Origin of the sequence: Streptomyces sp. SDT5-1 (genome assembly GCF_052245995.1) — a bacterium.
Lineage (GTDB): Bacteria > Actinomycetota > Actinomycetes > Streptomycetales > Streptomycetaceae > Streptomyces.
Genome location: NZ_CM125963.1, coordinates 8,003,107 through 8,020,145, shown reverse-complemented (window position 1 = coordinate 8,020,145; position 17,039 = coordinate 8,003,107). Strand labels below are relative to the sequence as shown.

The window sequence follows — 17,039 nt, the reverse complement described above, 5'->3', positions numbered from 1 at the left end:
TGTGAAGTCGGCCCGGAACACGGCCAGTTCGGCCTACGGTGGCCCGAAAGGAAAACTAAGGCGCTTTAGCAACAGGGTCAACAGGCCGTGAACGACTGGAGATGACGTTGCCCCAACCGACCTGGTCGAGCCTTCCGCAGCCCACTACGACCGAGCTCACCGGTGCCGTCTGGCGGCCGGACGCCGGGGTCCTCGTCACCTCCGCGCAGGACGAGCTGAGGCGAGAGGTGCAACGCTTTGCGGCTGAAACGCGCGACGTCGGTGTGCCGCCCCGTGGCCGCCCCGCACCGGTCGAGCTGCTGCTCGGCGACACCGGCCTGCGCTCCCCGGAGGCGTTCACCATCGATGTGTCCGAACGGGTGCGGATCGTCGGGAACACACCGGCCGCCGTGTTCCGCGCCACCCGCCAACTCCTGCACAATCTCCGCGCGCAGGGGTGCGTGCCGTGCGGCACGGTCCGCTCGGAGCCCGCGGTCGCCGAGCGGGGCCTGCACCTCGACACCGCCCGCAAGTTCTATCCGGCCGACTGGCTCGCGGAGCTGATCCCGGCGCTCGCCGACATCGGCATCAACACTTTGCAGTGGCACTTCTCGGAGAACCTGGGCTTTCGGATCGCCTCCGAACGGCACCCCGAGATCGTCTCCCCCGAGCACCACACCAAGGCGCAGGTGCGCGAGCTGCTCGCCCTCGCGGCCGACCACCTCATCGACGTCGTGCCGTCCCTCGACATGCCGGGCCATCTGCGGCAGGCACTCGCCGCCCACCCCGAGTGGCGGCTCCCGGCCCCCGCGGCGGACACCCGGCACGCGCTGGACATCACGCGCCCGGAGGCCGTGGCGTTCGCGCACGACCTGGTCGACGAGTACGCGGAGCTGTTCGCCGGGTGCCGGCACTGGAACCTGGGCGCCGACGAGTTCGTGGACTTCGACCGGATGACGGACTACCCGGTGCTCGCGCGGGCGGCCCGGGACCGCTTCGGACTGGAGGCGAACGGATTCGACCTGCTCACCGCGTTCGCCAACGAGACGGCCGCGCGCCTCGCCCGGCACGGTTTCACGGCCCGCGTGTGGAACGACGGCATGTTCCGCGGCGAGGCCGTCGCTCTCGATCCCGCCGTGCAGGTCACGTGGTGGACCAACTGGAACGCCCGGATGCGTCCGGTGACCGCCGCCCTCGACGGCGGGCACCGCGTCGTCAACTTCATGGACGCGCAGCTGTACTACGTCCTCGGCGAGGTCAACAACTACCCGTATCCGACCAGCGAACGGCTCTGGGCGGACGACTGGCACCCCGGCGTCTTCCCGCGCCTCCCCGGCGGAGCGCCGCAGACCTGGCGGCGCCCCTACCCGGAGCAGCTCATCGGCACCAGCTTCTCCGTGTGGTCGGACGTCCCCGACGCCCGGACACCGGCCGAGGTCGCCGAGGGCATCAGGCGGCCGCTGCGCGGCATGGCGGAGCGGGCCTGGAACGCGGGAAGCCGCCTGAGCCACGAGGAATTCCTGCGCATCGACGCAGCGATCGGCTGACCGTCGTACGCGGACGCGCCGCTACGCGAAGGGAACGGTCGCGACGGTGGAACGGGGTGCGGGTCAGGCGGCGCCCGTGGGCTCCAGGCGCTCGCGGGTGTGGCGCAGGACGGGCACGACGGGCCGTCCGGTGACGAGGCGGCCGTCGGCGACGAAGCCCTCCTCGCGGCCGGTCAGGGCCGCGATCAGGTGGCCGCGCCAGGTGTCGAGGAGGTGGGCGGCGTCCGGGTCGCTCGCCAGGTTGTGCCGCTCGTGCGGATCGGCGTCCAGGTCGAAGAGCTGCTCGTGCCCTTCGCCCGACATCCACAGGTACTTGGTGTGTCCGTCGGTCACCCATTGCAGGGACTGGTCGAGCAGGACGTGCTCGCCGTGCAGCGTGGGCCGCCAGTCGTCGGGGGGTGTGCCGCGCAGCAGCGGGGCGAGGCTGCGGCCGTCGCAGGTGTCGGGGATCGGCAGGCCGGCCAGGTCGAGAAGGGTGGGCATGATGTCGCGCAGCTCGACCACCTCGTCGGCGACGTTCCCCGCCGCACACCCGTCGGGCAGGGCGCCGAAGAGGAGGGGGACGCGGGCGGAGCCCTCGTAGCCGAATCCCTTGCGGTACAGGTGGTGTTCGCCGAGCATCTCGCCGTGGTCGGAGGTGAAGGCGACGACGGTGTCGTCGCGGAGGCCGAAGTCCTCCAGGGCCATCCGGATCCGGTGGATCTGGAGGTCGATGTGGGCCATGTGCCCGTAGTAGCCGGCGCGTGCGCGGTGCAGGGTGCGGGCATCGAGGCGCCCGGCGAAGGCCTCGTGGTCGCCGTCCCGGTGGTGCGCCGCGTAGTCGTCGGCCCAGTCCCCCACCACCGGCTCGTACGGCGGGAGTCGGAGGTACTCGTCGAAGGCCCAGGCGGGCGGGTCGTACGGCGGGTGGGGCCGGTGGAAGGACAGGTACAGGAAGAACGGGCGTGAGGGGTCGCGGCGGTAGAGCCACTCGGTGGTCTGCGAGGCGATCCAGTTCGTGGGGTGGAGGTGTTCCGGCTTGTCCCAGGGGCGGGCGACGACGGAGTTGCAGCCCGCGCCGTGCTCGTCGTACTCGGCGTCGGGGCCCGCGCCGGGCTGGCGGCGCAGCCACGGCACGTAGTCGTCGAAGAAGGCGAAGTCGCGGCGGTGTTCGCGGCGGGCGTGGTGCAGGAAGCCGTCGTGCAGGACGACGTCGTCGAATCCGGCGCGGGCCCGCTCGGGCCATACGTGCATCTTGCCGATGGCCTGCGTCTGGTAGCCACCGCGCCGCAGCTCGCCCGCCAGGGTCACCGGGTGGGCGGTCTCGAAGGGCACACCCTCGAGGTAGCCGACGCGGCCGTGGCGCTCCTGGGACTGGCCGGTGAAGAGGGCGGCGCGGGCCGGGATGCAGGTGGGCGTTGCGGAGTAGGCGTGCGCGAAGCGGGTGCCGGAGGCGGCGAGTCGGTCGAGGTGCGGGGTGCGTACGTGGGGGTGTCCCGCGGCGGAGAGACAGTCGCCGCGCCACTGGTCGACGCAGATGAGGACGATGTTCGGTGCGGGCACGGGCGTCGCCTTTCTCGGCCGGGGCCCCCCGGTCGGTGGACCCGTACGGTGACGTGCTCTATGACCTGCAGTCGCAGCGGGAGCTGGTGCGTTCGACGAGTTCGGGGACGCTCTCCACGGTGTCGGCGGTGGCGTCGTCGGTGCCGTCGAGGATGGCGAGCAGCCGGGTGGCGACATCGGAGCCGAACGCGAACGCGTCGCGGCTCAGGGCCGTCAGCGGCGGCTCCATGGCGCTCGCGATGGGGGTGTCCTCCCACACGACGACGCACACGTCGGCGGGGACCGCGAGGCCGAGGCGGCGGATCTCGCCGACCCCGGCGACGGCGAGGATCTCGTTGTCGTACACGAGGGCCGTCGGCCGGTCGTCGGAGGACAGCAGCAGCCGGGTGGCCTTCGCGGCGGACGAGGCGGAGAAGTCGGTCGACATCACCATGTGCCCGGAGATCCCGAGGTCACGGGCGCCGGCGTGGAAGGCGTCGACGCGGCGCGCGATGTGCAGCATCTCGCCCGCGCCGCAGACGTAGGCGATGGAGTCGTGCCCGGTGTCGTGCAGGTGGCTGACGATACGGCGCATGGGCTCGCGGTCGTCGATGGCGACGGCGGGCAGCCGGCGGCGCGGGTCGGGGCCACCGGCGATGACGGTGGGCAGGCCGAGGTCGGCGAGGGCGTCGGGCCGCGGGTCGTCGACGCGCAGGTCGACGAGGACGACGGCGTCGACACGGCCCGCGACCTGCCACATCCGGTACGTCTCGATCTCGGCCTCGACGGAGTCGACGACCTGGAGGAGCAGAGCCTGCCGCCGCTCGCTGAGCACGCTCTGCAGGCCCGTCATGAAGCGCAGGAAGAACGACTCGGAGCCCACGTCCCGTGCGCTGCGGGCGATGACGAGGCCGACGGTCCCCGACTTGGCGCCGGTGAGCACCTTCGCCGCGTGGTGCGGGACCCAGCCGTGCTCGTCGGCGACGGCGAGGATGCGCCGCCGCGTCTCGTCGGACACCCCGGGCTTCCCGTTGAGCGCGAACGAGGCCGCCGTCTCGGACACCCCGGCGAGCCGGGCGATGTCCCGCAGGGTCAGGCGACGGGGGCGTGCGGGCATGGGGCTCCGTTCGGGTCCGGCACGGCTGATCTCTGCATTCCTCCGTGCCTCTGCGTGCGCGGCGACTTTAGCGCTTTAGTCCCGCGGTGGGGAAGGGAGCGGTCAGCGCCGCCCGCCGAACTCCCAGGCATGCGCCTCGACATGGACGTAGCGGTGCGGTGCGAGAGCGGCGCGGGCCGTGTCCGGGTCGGGGGCCCGCACGAGGGCCGCGGTGCCCAGCCAGGTGCCGCCGTCGTCGGACAACAGCGGTCCGTACGCGATCAGTTCGTCGGTCGCCCCCTGCGGTTCCTGCCCCGCCGCGGCGTCCTCGCCGAGCCCCAGCACGAGGTACCGGTCTCCCTCGGTCGGGCCGCCGGGGAACTCCCACATGGTGCGCCCCAGCGTGTTCCGCCATCGACGGAGCAGCACGTCCCTGTAGGCACCCGCCTGGTAGCCGGGCTCGTCGAAGGCGAAGGCGCGGGCCGCGGCCGGGGTCGGCAGGTCGAGGATGTGCAGGCTTCCGGTGGGTGTCTCGCCGTCGTCGGCGAACGTCGGGCCGCGGGCGATCATTTCGCTCGCGTACTGGTCCATGTACCTCCAGTGCCGCTCCAGCAGCTCCCTGCGGAGCGGCAGGGAACCGGTGCGGTCGCGGTGGTAGCAGAGGAATTCCATGGCCCCAGGGTCTCGTCGAGGCGGTGGCCAAGGAACGGCGGGGGGCGCACGAGGGGCTCACGGTCGGCACGGCGGGCGCGGGGAGGGGCGGGGCGGTGCCGACGTGAGCCCGTGCACCGCACTTCCCTCGCGAAGGGGCAACGGGACAATCTGGACGCTCAATTGTGCCGCTCTCCCCCGTCGAGCCCCGGGGGCGGTCGACACCGAGGCGGGGACACTCATGATCACAAGAAAAGCGGGGGGTCGAGAGCACCGCTCCACATCCGTGGCGTACGCGGCGGCCGGCGTGCAGGCCGCCGGAGTCCTGCTCGCCGTCTACCGCGTCCATGTCGCGCTGCGTCGGATGGAGGAGAGGGCGGCCGAGGAGACCCGGCGCAGGGCCTTCACCGAGTACCGGCGCGACCATCAACGCCTCGTCGCCCGCGCCACGGAGGACCCCACCCTGCTTCCCGTGCTCGACGCGTACGAGGACGACCTGCCGCCCGAGTTCCAGCGCCGCCACCTCTACGCCAACGAGCTGTACCAGCACGCCCTGCACGGCTACCACGTGGGACTGCTCAGCCTCACCGAACTCCACGGCCATCTGCGGTACATCTTCCAGAGCCGGTCCATGCGGGACTACTGGGAGGTCACCAGACACCACCGGGCGAGCCTCCCCGAGGACTCCGACGAGGCCCGCCTCGGCCGGGTGGTCGACGCCCTCGTCGCGGACCTCGACGCGAACGACGACGCGGAGGACGGCGAGTCGTGGTGGGTGGTGGGCACACCTCCGAACGAGTGACGACACGGACCGTTCGCACGCTCCGTTTGCGCTAGGTTGATGCGCCGTGGCTATTCCCCTTCACGGCGACGACCGTAATGACCTGCACATCGTGCGCCGCATCGGCGCGTCCCCCGTCGAGCGCGGCAGCGTCGGCGGCCAGGCGTGCCCCGACATCTTCGAGTTGGGCGACGGCAGCTTCGCGGTCATCGGCACGGACCGTACCGAGCAGCTCGACGACCGCCTGCCCACGGACGCCTCGCGCGCCGACCACGAGAGGATCGTCGTCATCACCCGCGAGACACTGCTGCGCGCCAAGGCGGACATCCTGGCGCTCGACGCCTGAGTCCCGCCGCCCGCCGCCCCTGTTGTACCTCTCGCACCTGTGACCCACGGCCTCCGGCCGGCGCATCGGAACGCCGGCCGGGGGCCTCGTTCCTGTCAGTGGATGTGCGAGCCGCCGTTCACGTCGTACGTGGCCCCCGTGATGTAGCCGGACTCGGCTCGGCACAGGTACGTGATGAGGTCGGCGACGTCGTGGACGCGTCCGTTGCGGCCCACCGGGATGCCCGCGATCAGCGCCGACTTGCGCTCGCCCTCCAGGGCGCCGCCAGTGATGTCGGTGTCGATGAGGCCGGGGGCGACGCTGTTGACGGTGACGCCGCGCGGGCCGAGTTCGCGGGCGAGGGCGCGGGCGAAGCCGAGCTGTCCCGCCTTGGCGGCGGAGTAGGCGACGCCGCCGAAGACGCCGCCGCCGCGTTCGGCGGACACCGACGACAGGAAGACGATCCGGCCGAAGCCCCGCTCGGCCATGCCGGGGGCGAGGGCGCGGGTGATGTTGAAGGCGCCGCGGACGTTGACGGCGAAGATGCGGTCCCACTCGGCGCCGTCGACGTCGAGAAAGGGGGTGGGCGAGGTGATGCCCGCGTTGTTGACGAGCGCGCCGACGGGAGGCGCGTCGGCGACGAGGGTGTCGACGGCCGTGGCGACGGCGGCCTCGTCGGTGACGTCGCAGGCGAGGCCGGCGGCGTGCACGCCGTGCCGGTCGGCGATCTCGTCGGCGGCCTCCTTGGCGGCGGCCTCGTCGAGGTCGAGGACGGCGACGTTCCACCCGGCGGCGGCGAGGGCGTGGGCGGTGGCGCGGCCGATGCCGCGGCGGGACGCGGCGCCGGTGACGACGGCGGTCAGTTCGGTGACGTGCGGGGTGTTCGCGTTCATGGGGTGGTGCGACTCCTCGGAGCGGGGGTGGAACGGGCGGTTCACAGCGCGGACTTGACGCGGGCGCAGAGCGCGTCCGTGGAGAGTCCGTAGCGGTCGTGGAGCGTGGGCAGGGCGCCGGCCGCGAGGAACTCGTCGGGCAGCGCGGCGGGCAGGATCCGGGCGTTGACGCCGCCGAACCCGGCGGTGGCGGCGACGGCCTCGGACAGTCCGCCGACGACGGTGTGGTTCTCACAGGTGACGACGAGCCGGTCGCCCTTGAGCTGCTTCAGGATGGTGTCGGTGTCCAGCGGCTTGATGGTCGGCACGTGCAGCACGGCGGCGTCGACGTGGTCGGCTTCGAGGCGCTGTGCGGCCTGGAGCGCGCGCATCGTCATCAGGCCCGTCGAGATGAACAACACGTCGCGCCCGCCGCGCAGTTCGGCCGCCCTGCCCAGTTCGAAGCGGTAGTCGTACTCGTCGAGGACGGTGGGCACCTTGCCGCGCAGCAGGCGCATGTACGTGGGTCCCGGGTGGGCGGCGAGCGCGGGCACGGCCTGTTCGATGTCGACGGAGTCGCAGGGGTCGACGATCGTCAGGTTCGGGCAGGCCCGCAGGATCGCGAGGTCCTCGGTGGCCTGGTGGCTGGGCCCGTAGCCGGTGGTGAGTCCGGGCAGCGCGCCGACGACATTGACGTTGAGTCCGGGTTCGGCGATGTCGAGGCAGAGGAAGTCGTACGCGCGGCGGGTGGCGAACACCGAGTACGTGGAGGCGAACGGCACGAGCCCGACCTCGGCGAGTCCGGCGGCGGCGCCGAGCATGACCTGTTCGGCCATGCCCATCTGGTAGAAGCGGTCCGGGTTGGCGTCCCGGAAGATGTGCATGTCGGTGTACTTGGCGAGGTCCGCCGACAGGCCGACGATCTCGGGGCGTTCCTCGGCGAGCCGGTTCAGGGCGTGGCCGAACGGGGCGGGTGCGGTGCGCTGTCCGGGGTCGGCGAACGAGGCGATCATCGCGGAGGTGGTGAGGCGCTTACGGGGTGCCTCCTGGGCGGTGGTCACTGGTGGGCTCCTTCGAGGTGGTCGCGGGCGGCCTGCCACTCGTGTGCGGCGACGGGCATGAAGTGCGCCTTCTCCCGTGTCTCCAGGAACGGGACGCCGCGTCCCGTGCGGGTGTCGCAGATCAGCACGGAGGGGCTGCCGGTGTGTTCGCGGATGCCGTCGAGCGCGGTGCGCAGGGCGGCCATGTCGTTGCCGTCGACGCGGACGGCGTGCCAGCCGAACGCCTGCCACTTCTCGGTGACGGGTTCGGTGCGGAGCACGCCGGGGGTGGGGCCGTCGGCCTGCAGTCCGTTGACGTCGACGATCGCGGTGACGTTGTCGAGGCCGTGGTGGGCGCAGGCCATGGCGGCCTCCCACGTGGAGCCCTCGTCGAGTTCGCCGTCGGAGAGCAGGTTGAAGACGCGGGCGCCGCTGCCGGTGCGGCGCAGTCCGAGGCCCATGCCGCAGGCGACGCCGAGGCCGTGGCCGAGCGAGCCGCCGGAGATCTCCATGCCGGGCGTGTAGCTGGCCATGCCGGACATCGGGAGCCGGGAGTCGTCGGTGCCGTAGGTGTCGAGTTCGGCGACGGGGAGGGTGCCGGCCTCGGCGAGCGCCGCGTAGAAGGCGATGGCGTAGTGGCCGATGGAGAGCAGGAACCGGTCGCGCTCCGCCCACTCGGGATCGTCGGGACGCAGTCGCAGTTCGCCGTCCTCGCGGGCGTAGAACAGGGCGAGGATGTCGGCGACGCCGAGCGCCTGTCCGATGTATCCCTGGCCCTGGACCTCACCCATGGTCAGGGCGTGGCGGCGGATGCGGGTGGCGGCCTCCCTGAGCCGGGCGACCTTGCGCTCGTGCGTGGTGGCGGGGGCCGGGGGTTGGTGTGTCGTCACCGAGGTCATCGGTGCGTACCTCCTTGTCATCGTACGGGGGTGTGGGCGGCGGGCCGTTCGGTGGCGGCGAGTTCGCGTGCGAGGGCGTCGACCTCGGCGCGCTGGGCGGGGCCCCAGGTCTCGCGGGTCAGCACGGTGGCGACGAGGCCGAGGAGTCCGTAGGCGCTGAACAGGAGGGCGGGGCCGAGCCAGCCGGTGCTGGAGAACAGGGCGGTGGCGATGAGCGGGGTGAATCCGGAGACCACGGCGGAGAGTTGGTAGGCGAGGGAGGCGCCGCTGGTGCGGGTGCGGGCCTGGAACAGTTCGGAGAACCAGGCGCCCTGGACGCCGGCGAGGCCGTTCTGGCACACGGCGTAGCTCACGACGAACGCGAGCACGATGGCGGTGGCGGAGCCGGTGTTGAGGAGCAGGAACAGCGGGACGCCCCAGGCGAGGGTGAACGCGGTGCCGAAGAGGTAGACGGGGCGGCGGCCGACGCGGTCGGTGAGGGCTCCCCACAGCGTGGTGGCGGCGATGCCGAGCGCGGAGGCGAGCATGAGGCCGAAGAGGGTGACCGAGCGGTCGGCCAGTTTCTCGCTCTCCAGGTAGGACAGCACGAAGGTGACGGAGACGGCGTAACCGGCGGTCTCGGTGCTGCGCAGGCAGAAGGCGCGCAGGACGTTGCGCCAGTCGGTGCGGACGACTTCGAGCAGCGGGTTGTGGGCGACCTCGCCCTCGGACTTCAGCGCCTCGAACTCCGGGGACTCCTCGACCTTGAGGCGGATGAGGATGCCGACGACGATCAGCAGGGCGCTGCACAGGAACGGTACGCGCCAGGCCCACTGCTCTCCCAGCGGGACGCTGAGCAGGAACGCGGCGTTGGCGAGGAGCAGTCCGACGGGGAAGCCTGCCTGGGTGATGCCGGTGTAGAGGCCGCGTTTGCGCCAGGGCGCGTGCTCGAAGGTCATCAGGATGGCGCCGCCCCACTCGGCGCCGAAGGCGAGCCCCTGCACGACGCGGACCAGGACGAGCAGCACGCCGGCCCAGGCGCCGACGGCCTGGTAGGTGGGCAGGGCGCCGATCAGGACTGTGCACACGCCCATGAGCAGCAGCGATCCCACGAGGACGGGTTTGCGGCCGATGCGGTCGCCGAGATGGCCGCCGATGATGCCGCCGAGCGGGCGGACCGCGAAGCCGACGCCGAGGGTGGCGAAGGAGAGCAGCGTGCCGGACAGGGGGTCTTCCGAGGGGAAGAACACGTCGTTGAAGTACAGGGCCGCGGCGGTGCCGAAGCCGATGAAGTCGTAGGTCTCGATCGTCGCGCCGATGGACGAGCCGATGGCCACGCGTCGACGGGCGGGGGTGCCGTGGACGGCGGCGGCCGGTTGCTGTGCGGGCATGGGTGATCTCCGTTGATCCGACGTCGGTCCGGCTTCGGGGAAGCCTCGCGACCGACATGTTCGACGGTCGAGTGTTGACTGTTAACACTCGGCAGGCATGAGGAAACAATCCAGGCGTGAAGCCCGGGTGTCAATGCCCGTTCACCAGAAATCCGCCGCGCTCGGGGCCGCTCCCGGAGGCGCGACCCCGCCATCGGCGGGTGTCAGGGGTGGTCGACCGGCCCCGCGAAGTGGTCCGCCGCCACCGACATGTGCTCCTCGACCACCGCCACCGCGCCCGCGACGTCGCCCGACTCGATGGCGTCGATGATGGCCGCATGGCGGTCGCGGGTCATCATCACGGGGGCGTCGTCCTGGTCGCGGGACATGATCGTCACGCGGATGCGGCCCTCCAGGTGGCGCCAGGACTCGACGAGCATGGAGTTGCCGGAGATCTCGCAGAGCCGTACGTGGAAGCCGAGGTCCGCCTCGACGCGGGCCGCGAAGTCGGCGCCCGCGGCGTCCAGTTGGCCCGCGGCTGCGCGCAGCGTGGCCACGGCGTCCGCCCGGTCGGGCCGGGCGATGATCTCTGTGACGGCGAGCCCCTCCAGGGCCGCGCGGACCCGGAACATGCCGCGGATCTCCTCGGCGGACAGGGAGTTCACGCGCAGCATGCCGCGCGCCCCGGCCCGCACGAGACCCTCCTGCTGGAGGTGGCGCAGCGCCTCGCGGACCGTTCCGCGGCTCACTCCGAGCCGGCCGGCCAGCTCCACCTCCCCCAGGTGATCACCGGGTCGATACGCTCCCGCCGTGATCGCTGACCGCAACGCCTGCAACACGCGCTCCCGCAGGGTGCTGCGGTCCATCACGGGCAAGGGCTCAATAGACAAAACGACTCCCTCCAGGGTGTCGACATCCTAACTGGCGACTGTCAACAGCGAGGAAGCGGCGACAAGACGGAGAGACGGCGGTGCGAAGAACCGCTTCCGCACTATTGACCGGTCAATTGGCGAATGGTTGGATCAAATCAATGGGCGTACCCAAGTATCAACGGATCCGGGCCGACATCGAGGCCCGGATCACCTCGGGTGAATGGCGGCCCGGGTCCCGTGTACCGACGGAGGCCGAGCTGCGTGCCGAGTACGGGGTGAGCCGCGCCACCGCGCAGCGCACCCTGCAGGACCTCGCCCAGGCAGGCCTTGTGGTCCGCTATCGGCGGCGCGGCACGTTCGTCGCCGAGGGCGCCCGCCAGGAGAATCTGCTGCGCTTCACCGATGTGCGGCAGACCGGGCCCGAGGTACCGGGCCCGCACATCGTCCAGTCCGCCAAGGTCGTCCCGGCGGGCGACGCCGGCGTCGCCCTGCCCGGGGTGTCCGACACCGATCCCGTCAACGAACTGCGCCGCGTCAAGTACGGCGAGGACGGCGAACCGCTCGCCGTCGAACTGTCCGCCGTGCCCTTCTCCCTCGCCCCGCGCCTGCTGGACGAGGACCTGGAACAGCTCACCGTCCTGCACTACTTCCACCGCACCGGCATCCCCGTCAGCACCTCACGGATGTACGTCGAGGCGCGGACCCTGGACGAGCCGACCGCCGCCCTCCTGGAGACCCCGGCGGGCGAGGCCGTCCTGCGGCTGCGCCGGCTGACCCGGCTGACCGACGGCGGACTCGCGGAGGCCATGTGGCACATCATGCGTCCGGGCCGCACCGAGTTCTTCGTCGAGCAGTCCGTCCTCGACGTGCCGGAGACACCGGAGGTGCCGGGCGGCTCCTGACCCTTCTCGTGCTCGCCGGAAGGAACCCCCATGCCCACTCCCCCGCTGCGCGTCGCCGTGGTCGGCACCGGTGTCATCGGCGCCATGACGGCCTGGCACCTCGCCGCCCGAGGTGTCGACGTGCTCGCCCTCGACGCGTACGCCCCAGGACACGACCGCGGCGCATCGGCCGGCGAGTCGCGGATCTTCCGCACCGCGTACAAGGAGGGCGCCTCCTACGTCCCGCTGCTGCGCCGCTCGTACGACCTGTGGCGGCGCCTGGAGCGCGAGGCCGACCGGAAGCTGCTCACCCTCTGCGGCGGTCTCACGCTCGGCCCCGCCGACCACCCCGATCTGCGCGCCGTCCGCGCGAGCGCCGCCGAACACGGCCTGGACGTCGAGGTGTTGGACGCCTCCGAGACGGCGCGCCGGTTCCCGCAGCACCGCCTCGACGACCACGAGATCGCCGTCCTCGACCCGAACGCCGGGGTGCTGCGCCCCGAGCCCGCCGTGCAATCGGCGCTCCTGCGCGCGCAGGAACTGGGTGCGAGGCTGCTCCCGTACCACCGCGTCGACGGCCTCGACGAACGGCCGGGCGGCGGCTGGCACGTGCGCACGCGGCAGGGCACGTACGACGTCGACCATGTCGTGCTCAGTCCGGGGCCCTGGTCCGGGTCGTTCGCCCGGCTCGCGGGGCTCCCCCTGCGCGGGCGGCGCATCACGGCCGCCTGGTTCGCCGCGAAGGACGTCGCCGCGCACCGGCCCGACCGGTTGCCGATCGCCATCAGGCGCCACCACGAGGCAGGGTTCTCCTGCTTCCCCGTCCTCGACGGCACATCGGTCAAGATCGTGCCGCACCATCTGCCCTGGCACGAGGCGGGCGCCCCCGAGGACCTGCCGCGCAGCGCGGACAGCGACTTCGCCCGCGCCGCCTCCGCCGCCGTGGCACGGCTCCTTCCCGGCCTCGTCCCGCACCCCGTACGCATCGGTGTGTACGCGGAGGCGTTCAGCGCCGACGACCACGCCCTTGTCGGCCCGCTGCCGGGCGCCCGCGACGCCACGCTGCTCGCCGGGTTCTCCGGCCACGGCTTCAAACTCGCCCCCGTCTTCGGGGAGATCGCCGCGTCCCTCGTCGTCGACGGCAAGGCGCCGTACGACGTCGCCTTCCTCGACCCGGCGCGCTTCACCGGCTGAGACCGGAACACACCCCCACTCGCACGGCACCGCACACCTCCTGGCCTCCCCCTGCCCTCCCTAGGAGCGTGACCTCTTGCCGCACCACTCCACTGCCCAGATCGCCGCGATCGTCGTCGCGGGACTCGTCATCATCGCCGCCGGGGCACTGCTCTCGGTCTACTTCGGGCGCCGCGCGAAGAACTCGTCCGACTGGCTGTCGGCGCCCGAGTCGCTGCCGCTCATCGTCGTCGTCATCACCCAGTTCGCGACCGCCGCGGGCGGTGGTGTGCTGATCGCCCACGTCGGCATCGCGTACGCGTCGGGCTGGTCGGTCTTCGCGTACGAACTCTGCGTCGTGCTCGGCTTCTTCGGGCTCGCCCTGACCGCGCGCTGGCTGCGCGACCAGGGCTTCGGCACGGTCCCCGACGTGGTGACCCGCCTGTTCGGGCACAGCCGGGTCGTCGTCGCGCTCGCCGGGGTGTGCGCCCTGGTGGTGCCGTTCGGCTGGCTGGCCACCCAATTCGTCGCGTTCTCCCAGCTGTTCGGGCAGCTGACCGGTCTCTCGCCGAGCCTGCTGATCGCGGTCATCGCGGCCGGTTCCCTGCTGTTCGTGCTGCCCGGCGGGCTGACGTCGGTGGCGTGGACGGACTTCGTCTTCGGCATCTTCAAGATCGTGATGTCGCTCGTGGTCGCCGCGTACGCGGTCCATCTCGCGGGCGGCTGGTCCGGCATCACCACCCATGTGCCGGAGCGGCTGTGGCAGCCGTCCGGCCTGTTCGCCGCCGGAGGCGACCAGGTCTGGCTGTGGGTGGCCGCGATCCTCCCGGGGACGCTCACCAACCAGCTCTACTACCAGCGCATCTTCGCCACCAAGAACGTCGCGGACGCCCGCCGCGGCATCGTCCTCAGCGGACTCACCATCCTGGTCGGAGGCGTCTACGCGGCCGCGATCGGCCTGTCCGTGCGCGCCCAGCACCCCGGCCTGACCAACCCGGAGGACGCCGCGGGCTGGCTGATCACACAGCTTCCGCCGCTGCTCCTTGTCACCTACGGCGCGTTCCTCGTCGCCACGATCGTCTCCACGTCCGGCAGCGCGCTCCAGTCGGTGGTCACCAGCCTGGTGCGCGACCTCTACAGCAGCGTCGCGGGCGGCCGGCGCGCCGACCGCCGCATGGTGACACTCTCCCGGCTCTGCACGGTCGTGGTGACCGCGATCGCCGCCGTGCTCGCCATCTCCTTCCCGACGGCGCTCACCTGGCTCGTCGCCACCTACGCGTACTCGGCCGCCGCACTGGCCGCGCCGCTCTTCCTCGGGTACGCGCTGCGCCGCCGGTTCCGGCTGACGCCCGCCGCCGCGCTCGCCGCGATGGTGGCCGGGCTCGCGGGCTGCGGCGCGGCCCAGATCCTCGGCACCGTCGTGCCGTACGCGGTGTACGGCATCGCCGCGTCGGCCGTCGTCCTGCTGGGCTGCGCCCTGGCGGCCGGCCGACCGCAGGCCGCCGTGCCCGCGCCCTCCTCCCCCGTTCCCGCACCGGAAGGAACCACCTCCGCATGAGCACACCCTCTGCCCGTATCGCCGTGATCGGTGCCGGTGTCCTCGGCACCGCCACCGCCCGCGCCCTCGCCGTGCGCGGCGCCGCGGTCACCCTCTACGAGCGCGCCGGGTTCGGCGCCGGGACCACCGGCACCACGTTCGCGTGGGTCAACTCCCATGCCAAGGACCCGTTTTCGTACCACGCGCTGAACGTGGCGGGGGTCGCCGAGCACCACGCACTGCGCACGGCGGGCGGCCCGGCGCCCGACTGGTTCTTCCCGACGGGGAACCTGGAGTGGGCCGCCGACGACGTGGGCGACGCCCGCCTCGCCGAGGCCCTCGACACCCTGACGAGCCGGGACTACCCGTGGCGCTGGCTCGGGCCCGACGCGGCCCGCGCGCTGGTGCCCGACCTGCGGGTCCCCGACGACGTGCGCCGCATCGCCTACTTTCCCGAGGAGGGCCACGTCCTGCCGCTGCCGCTCGTCGCCCGGCTGTGGGGCGAGGCCCGCGACCACGGCGCCGAACTGCGCTGCCCCGCCGAGGTCATCGGCATCGACGAGCGGGCGGCGGACGTCCGTGTCGACCTCGCCGACGGCACGAGCGACACCTTCGACCTGGTCGTGAGCGCCACGGGCCGATGGAGCGCACGCACCGCCGCGCTCACCGGGGTGTCGCTCCCGATGGCGGACACCACCGCGCCCGGCTCCGCCACCGTCGGCCTCCTCGGCTACACGTCCCCGACGGCGACGCGCCTCGACGCGGTCCTCACCACGCCGCGCCTCAACGTCCGCCCGGACGGCGGCGGCCGCCTCGTCGTGCAGGGTCTCGACCTGGACGGGGACGCCGACCCGGCCGCGCCGCCGCCGGTCGACGGTCCGCACGCCGCCGAGCTGCTGGACCGGCTCGCGGCCCTGCTGCACGGCACGCGGGGCGCCCGCCTCGAGTCGTTCCGCGTCGGACAGCGGTCGCTGCCGGCGGACGGGCTGACCGTGGCGGGCCGGCTGCGCCCGGACGGGCGGGTGTACGCGCTGGCCACGCACAGCGGCATCACGCTCGGCCCGCTGCTCGGACGCCTCGCCGCGCACGAGCTCCTGACCGGCGAACGCGACCCGCTTCTGGCCGACTTCGCCCCGGACCGACTGACCGGCGCGGCGCCCGACTCGTTCGCCGAACTGACGCGTCCGCGCTTCGCGGGGCAGCAGTAGGACGGCCCGTGCGGCGGGCGGCGTGGCCGGGATCACAGGGTCCCGGCGGCGCGCGCAGGAATGCGTGGAACGGGCACGGCGGTTGGCACCAGCAAGATCGACAGCCGCGTTCCACAACGAGCGCCCACCCCCACAGAGGAGCACCCCCGTGGCCGACCCCACGTCTCCCGCCGCCTCCCGCGCCGCCGACATACTCTCGCGGCCCGTCGCGCTGAACGGCCTGACGGTGCCGAACCGCATCGCGATGGCGCCGATGACCCGCATGTTCTCGCCGAACGGCGTTCCCGGTGAGGACGTGCGCTCGTACTACGCGCGGCGCTCGGCTGCGGGTGTGGGCCTGATCATCACCGAGGGCACGTACGTGGGCCACACGTCGGCGGGCGACAGCGACCGGGTGCCGCGCTTCCACGGCGAGGAGCAGCTGGCCGGGTGGGCGAAGGTCGCCGACGACGTGCACGCGGCGGGCGGCACCATCGTTCCGCAGCTGTGGCACATCGGCATGGTCCGCGAGGAGGGCCGCCCGCCCTTCGCCGACGCCCCGGCCGTCGGCCCGTCCGGCATCCGCGTGGACGGCACCGAGAACGCGGGCCGCGCGATGACGTCCTCCGACATCGACGACGTGATCGGCGCGTTCGCGCAGGCCGCGGCGGACGCCGAGCGCATCGGCTTCGACGGCGTCGAGGTGCACGGCGCGCACGGCTATCTCCTCGACCAGTTCCTGTGGTCGGGCACGAACCGGCGCGGTGACGCGTACGGCGGCGACGCCGTGGCCCGCACGAAGTTCGCGGCGGAGATCGTCGCCGCGATCCGGGAGCGGGTCTCCGCCGAGTTCCCGGTGATCTTCCGCTACTCGCAGTGGAAGCAGGAGGCGTACGAGGCGCGGCTCGCCGAGACGCCGGAGGACCTGGAGGCGATCCTCGCGCCGCTGACGGAGGCCGGTGTGGACGTCTTCCACGCCTCGACGCGCCGTTACTGGCGCCCGGAGTTCGACGGCTCGGACCTGAACCTGGCGGGCTGGACGAAGAAGCTCACCGGCAGGCCGACCATCACGGTGGGCTCCGTCGGCCTCGACGGCGACTTCATCCGCGCGTTCGCGGGCGAGGGCTCGCCGGTCAAGGGCATCGACGACCTCCTCGACAGCCTGGAGCGCGACGAGTACGACATGGTGGCCATCGGCCGCGCGCTGCTTCAGGACCCGGAGTGGGCGGCGAAGGTCCTCGCCGGCCGCTTCGACGAGCTGAAGCCGTACGACGCGGCGGCGCTCAAGACGCTGAGCTAGCCCGGACGTCGCAGAAGGGGCGCCCGCCC

16 protein-coding genes are annotated in these 17,039 nt (G+C 72.5%); 8 read left to right on the top strand and 8 right to left on the bottom strand.

What is annotated here, in order from left to right; genetic code table 11:
- Positions 1–101: 101 nt before the first annotated feature.
- On the top strand, positions 102–1,526 hold the full coding sequence (locus tag ACTWJ8_RS36940; RefSeq protein ID WP_443261843.1) for a family 20 glycosylhydrolase: 1,425 nt from the start codon (positions 102–104) through the stop codon (positions 1,524–1,526).
- A 63-nt stretch (positions 1,527–1,589) separates the two neighbouring features.
- Here the strand turns inward: ACTWJ8_RS36940 and ACTWJ8_RS36935 are convergent, their stop codons facing one another.
- The 3 genes from ACTWJ8_RS36935 to ACTWJ8_RS36925 all read right to left on the bottom strand — a co-directional run bounded on the left by ACTWJ8_RS36935 (position 1,590) and on the right by ACTWJ8_RS36925 (position 4,815).
- Positions 1,590–3,068: an arylsulfatase gene (locus ACTWJ8_RS36935; protein WP_443261842.1), complete on the bottom strand. Its 1,479-nt coding sequence runs from the start codon at positions 3,066–3,068 to the stop codon at positions 1,590–1,592.
- Positions 3,069–3,126: 58 nt separating this feature from the next.
- A complete protein-coding gene (locus ACTWJ8_RS36930; RefSeq protein WP_443261841.1) occupies positions 3,127–4,164 on the bottom strand; it encodes a LacI family DNA-binding transcriptional regulator in 1,038 nt (345 codons plus the stop codon).
- A 102-nt stretch (positions 4,165–4,266) separates the two neighbouring features.
- Complete coding sequence (locus tag ACTWJ8_RS36925; protein ID WP_443261840.1) at positions 4,267–4,815, bottom strand: YciI family protein; 549 nt, start codon at positions 4,813–4,815, stop codon at positions 4,267–4,269.
- A gap of 265 nt (positions 4,816–5,080) precedes the next feature.
- On the opposite strand from ACTWJ8_RS36925, the gene ACTWJ8_RS36920 reads away from it, so the two are divergent.
- Together ACTWJ8_RS36920 and ACTWJ8_RS36915 are read left to right on the top strand one after the other, a co-directional pair.
- Positions 5,081–5,596, top strand: coding sequence for a DUF6082 family protein (locus ACTWJ8_RS36920; RefSeq protein ID WP_443261838.1), 516 nt, complete (start codon positions 5,081–5,083; stop codon positions 5,594–5,596).
- Positions 5,597–5,678: 82 nt separating this feature from the next.
- Complete coding sequence (locus tag ACTWJ8_RS36915; RefSeq protein WP_356373837.1) at positions 5,679–5,921, top strand: hypothetical protein; 243 nt, start codon at positions 5,679–5,681, stop codon at positions 5,919–5,921.
- Positions 5,922–6,016: 95 nt separating this feature from the next.
- Here ACTWJ8_RS36915 and ACTWJ8_RS36910 read toward each other — a convergent pair whose 3' ends face one another.
- From ACTWJ8_RS36910 to ACTWJ8_RS36890, 5 genes are all read right to left on the bottom strand, one after another.
- Positions 6,017–6,793, bottom strand: coding sequence for an SDR family NAD(P)-dependent oxidoreductase (locus ACTWJ8_RS36910; RefSeq protein ID WP_443261836.1), 777 nt, complete (start codon positions 6,791–6,793; stop codon positions 6,017–6,019).
- A 41-nt stretch (positions 6,794–6,834) separates the two neighbouring features.
- On the bottom strand, positions 6,835–7,833 hold the full coding sequence (locus ACTWJ8_RS36905) for a transketolase family protein (RefSeq protein ID WP_443261835.1): 999 nt from the start codon (positions 7,831–7,833) through the stop codon (positions 6,835–6,837).
- Positions 7,830–8,711, bottom strand: coding sequence for a transketolase (locus ACTWJ8_RS36900; RefSeq protein ID WP_356372774.1), 882 nt, complete (start codon positions 8,709–8,711; stop codon positions 7,830–7,832). The genes ACTWJ8_RS36905 and ACTWJ8_RS36900 overlap by 4 nt, the downstream gene beginning before the upstream one ends.
- A gap of 17 nt (positions 8,712–8,728) precedes the next feature.
- A complete protein-coding gene (locus ACTWJ8_RS36895) occupies positions 8,729–10,081 on the bottom strand; it encodes an MFS transporter (protein ID WP_443261833.1) in 1,353 nt (450 codons plus the stop codon).
- Between the two features lie 203 nt (positions 10,082–10,284).
- Positions 10,285–10,926, bottom strand: coding sequence for a GntR family transcriptional regulator (locus tag ACTWJ8_RS36890; protein WP_443261832.1), 642 nt, complete (start codon positions 10,924–10,926; stop codon positions 10,285–10,287).
- A gap of 164 nt (positions 10,927–11,090) precedes the next feature.
- Between ACTWJ8_RS36890 and ACTWJ8_RS36885 the strand changes: the two genes are divergently transcribed.
- The 5 genes from ACTWJ8_RS36885 (at position 11,091) to ACTWJ8_RS36865 (ending at position 17,010) form a co-directional block, all read left to right on the top strand.
- Positions 11,091–11,834 (top strand): GntR family transcriptional regulator, encoded by a 744-nt coding sequence (locus ACTWJ8_RS36885; RefSeq protein ID WP_443261831.1) that lies wholly within the window; start codon positions 11,091–11,093, stop codon positions 11,832–11,834.
- 30 nt (positions 11,835–11,864) lie between these two features.
- Positions 11,865–13,007, top strand: a complete 1,143-nt coding sequence (gene solA / locus ACTWJ8_RS36880; RefSeq protein ID WP_443261830.1) for an N-methyl-L-tryptophan oxidase — start codon at positions 11,865–11,867, stop codon at positions 13,005–13,007.
- Between the two features lie 76 nt (positions 13,008–13,083).
- Positions 13,084–14,544: a sodium:solute symporter family protein gene (locus tag ACTWJ8_RS36875; RefSeq protein WP_443261828.1), complete on the top strand. Its 1,461-nt coding sequence runs from the start codon at positions 13,084–13,086 to the stop codon at positions 14,542–14,544.
- Positions 14,541–15,731 (top strand): NAD(P)/FAD-dependent oxidoreductase, encoded by a 1,191-nt coding sequence (locus tag ACTWJ8_RS36870; RefSeq protein ID WP_443261827.1) that lies wholly within the window; start codon positions 14,541–14,543, stop codon positions 15,729–15,731. Before ACTWJ8_RS36875 ends, ACTWJ8_RS36870 begins: the two co-directional genes overlap by 4 nt.
- A 148-nt stretch (positions 15,732–15,879) precedes the next feature.
- Positions 15,880–17,010: an NADH:flavin oxidoreductase gene (locus tag ACTWJ8_RS36865; protein ID WP_443261826.1), complete on the top strand. Its 1,131-nt coding sequence runs from the start codon at positions 15,880–15,882 to the stop codon at positions 17,008–17,010.
- The last annotated feature ends 29 nt before the right edge of the window (positions 17,011–17,039 follow it).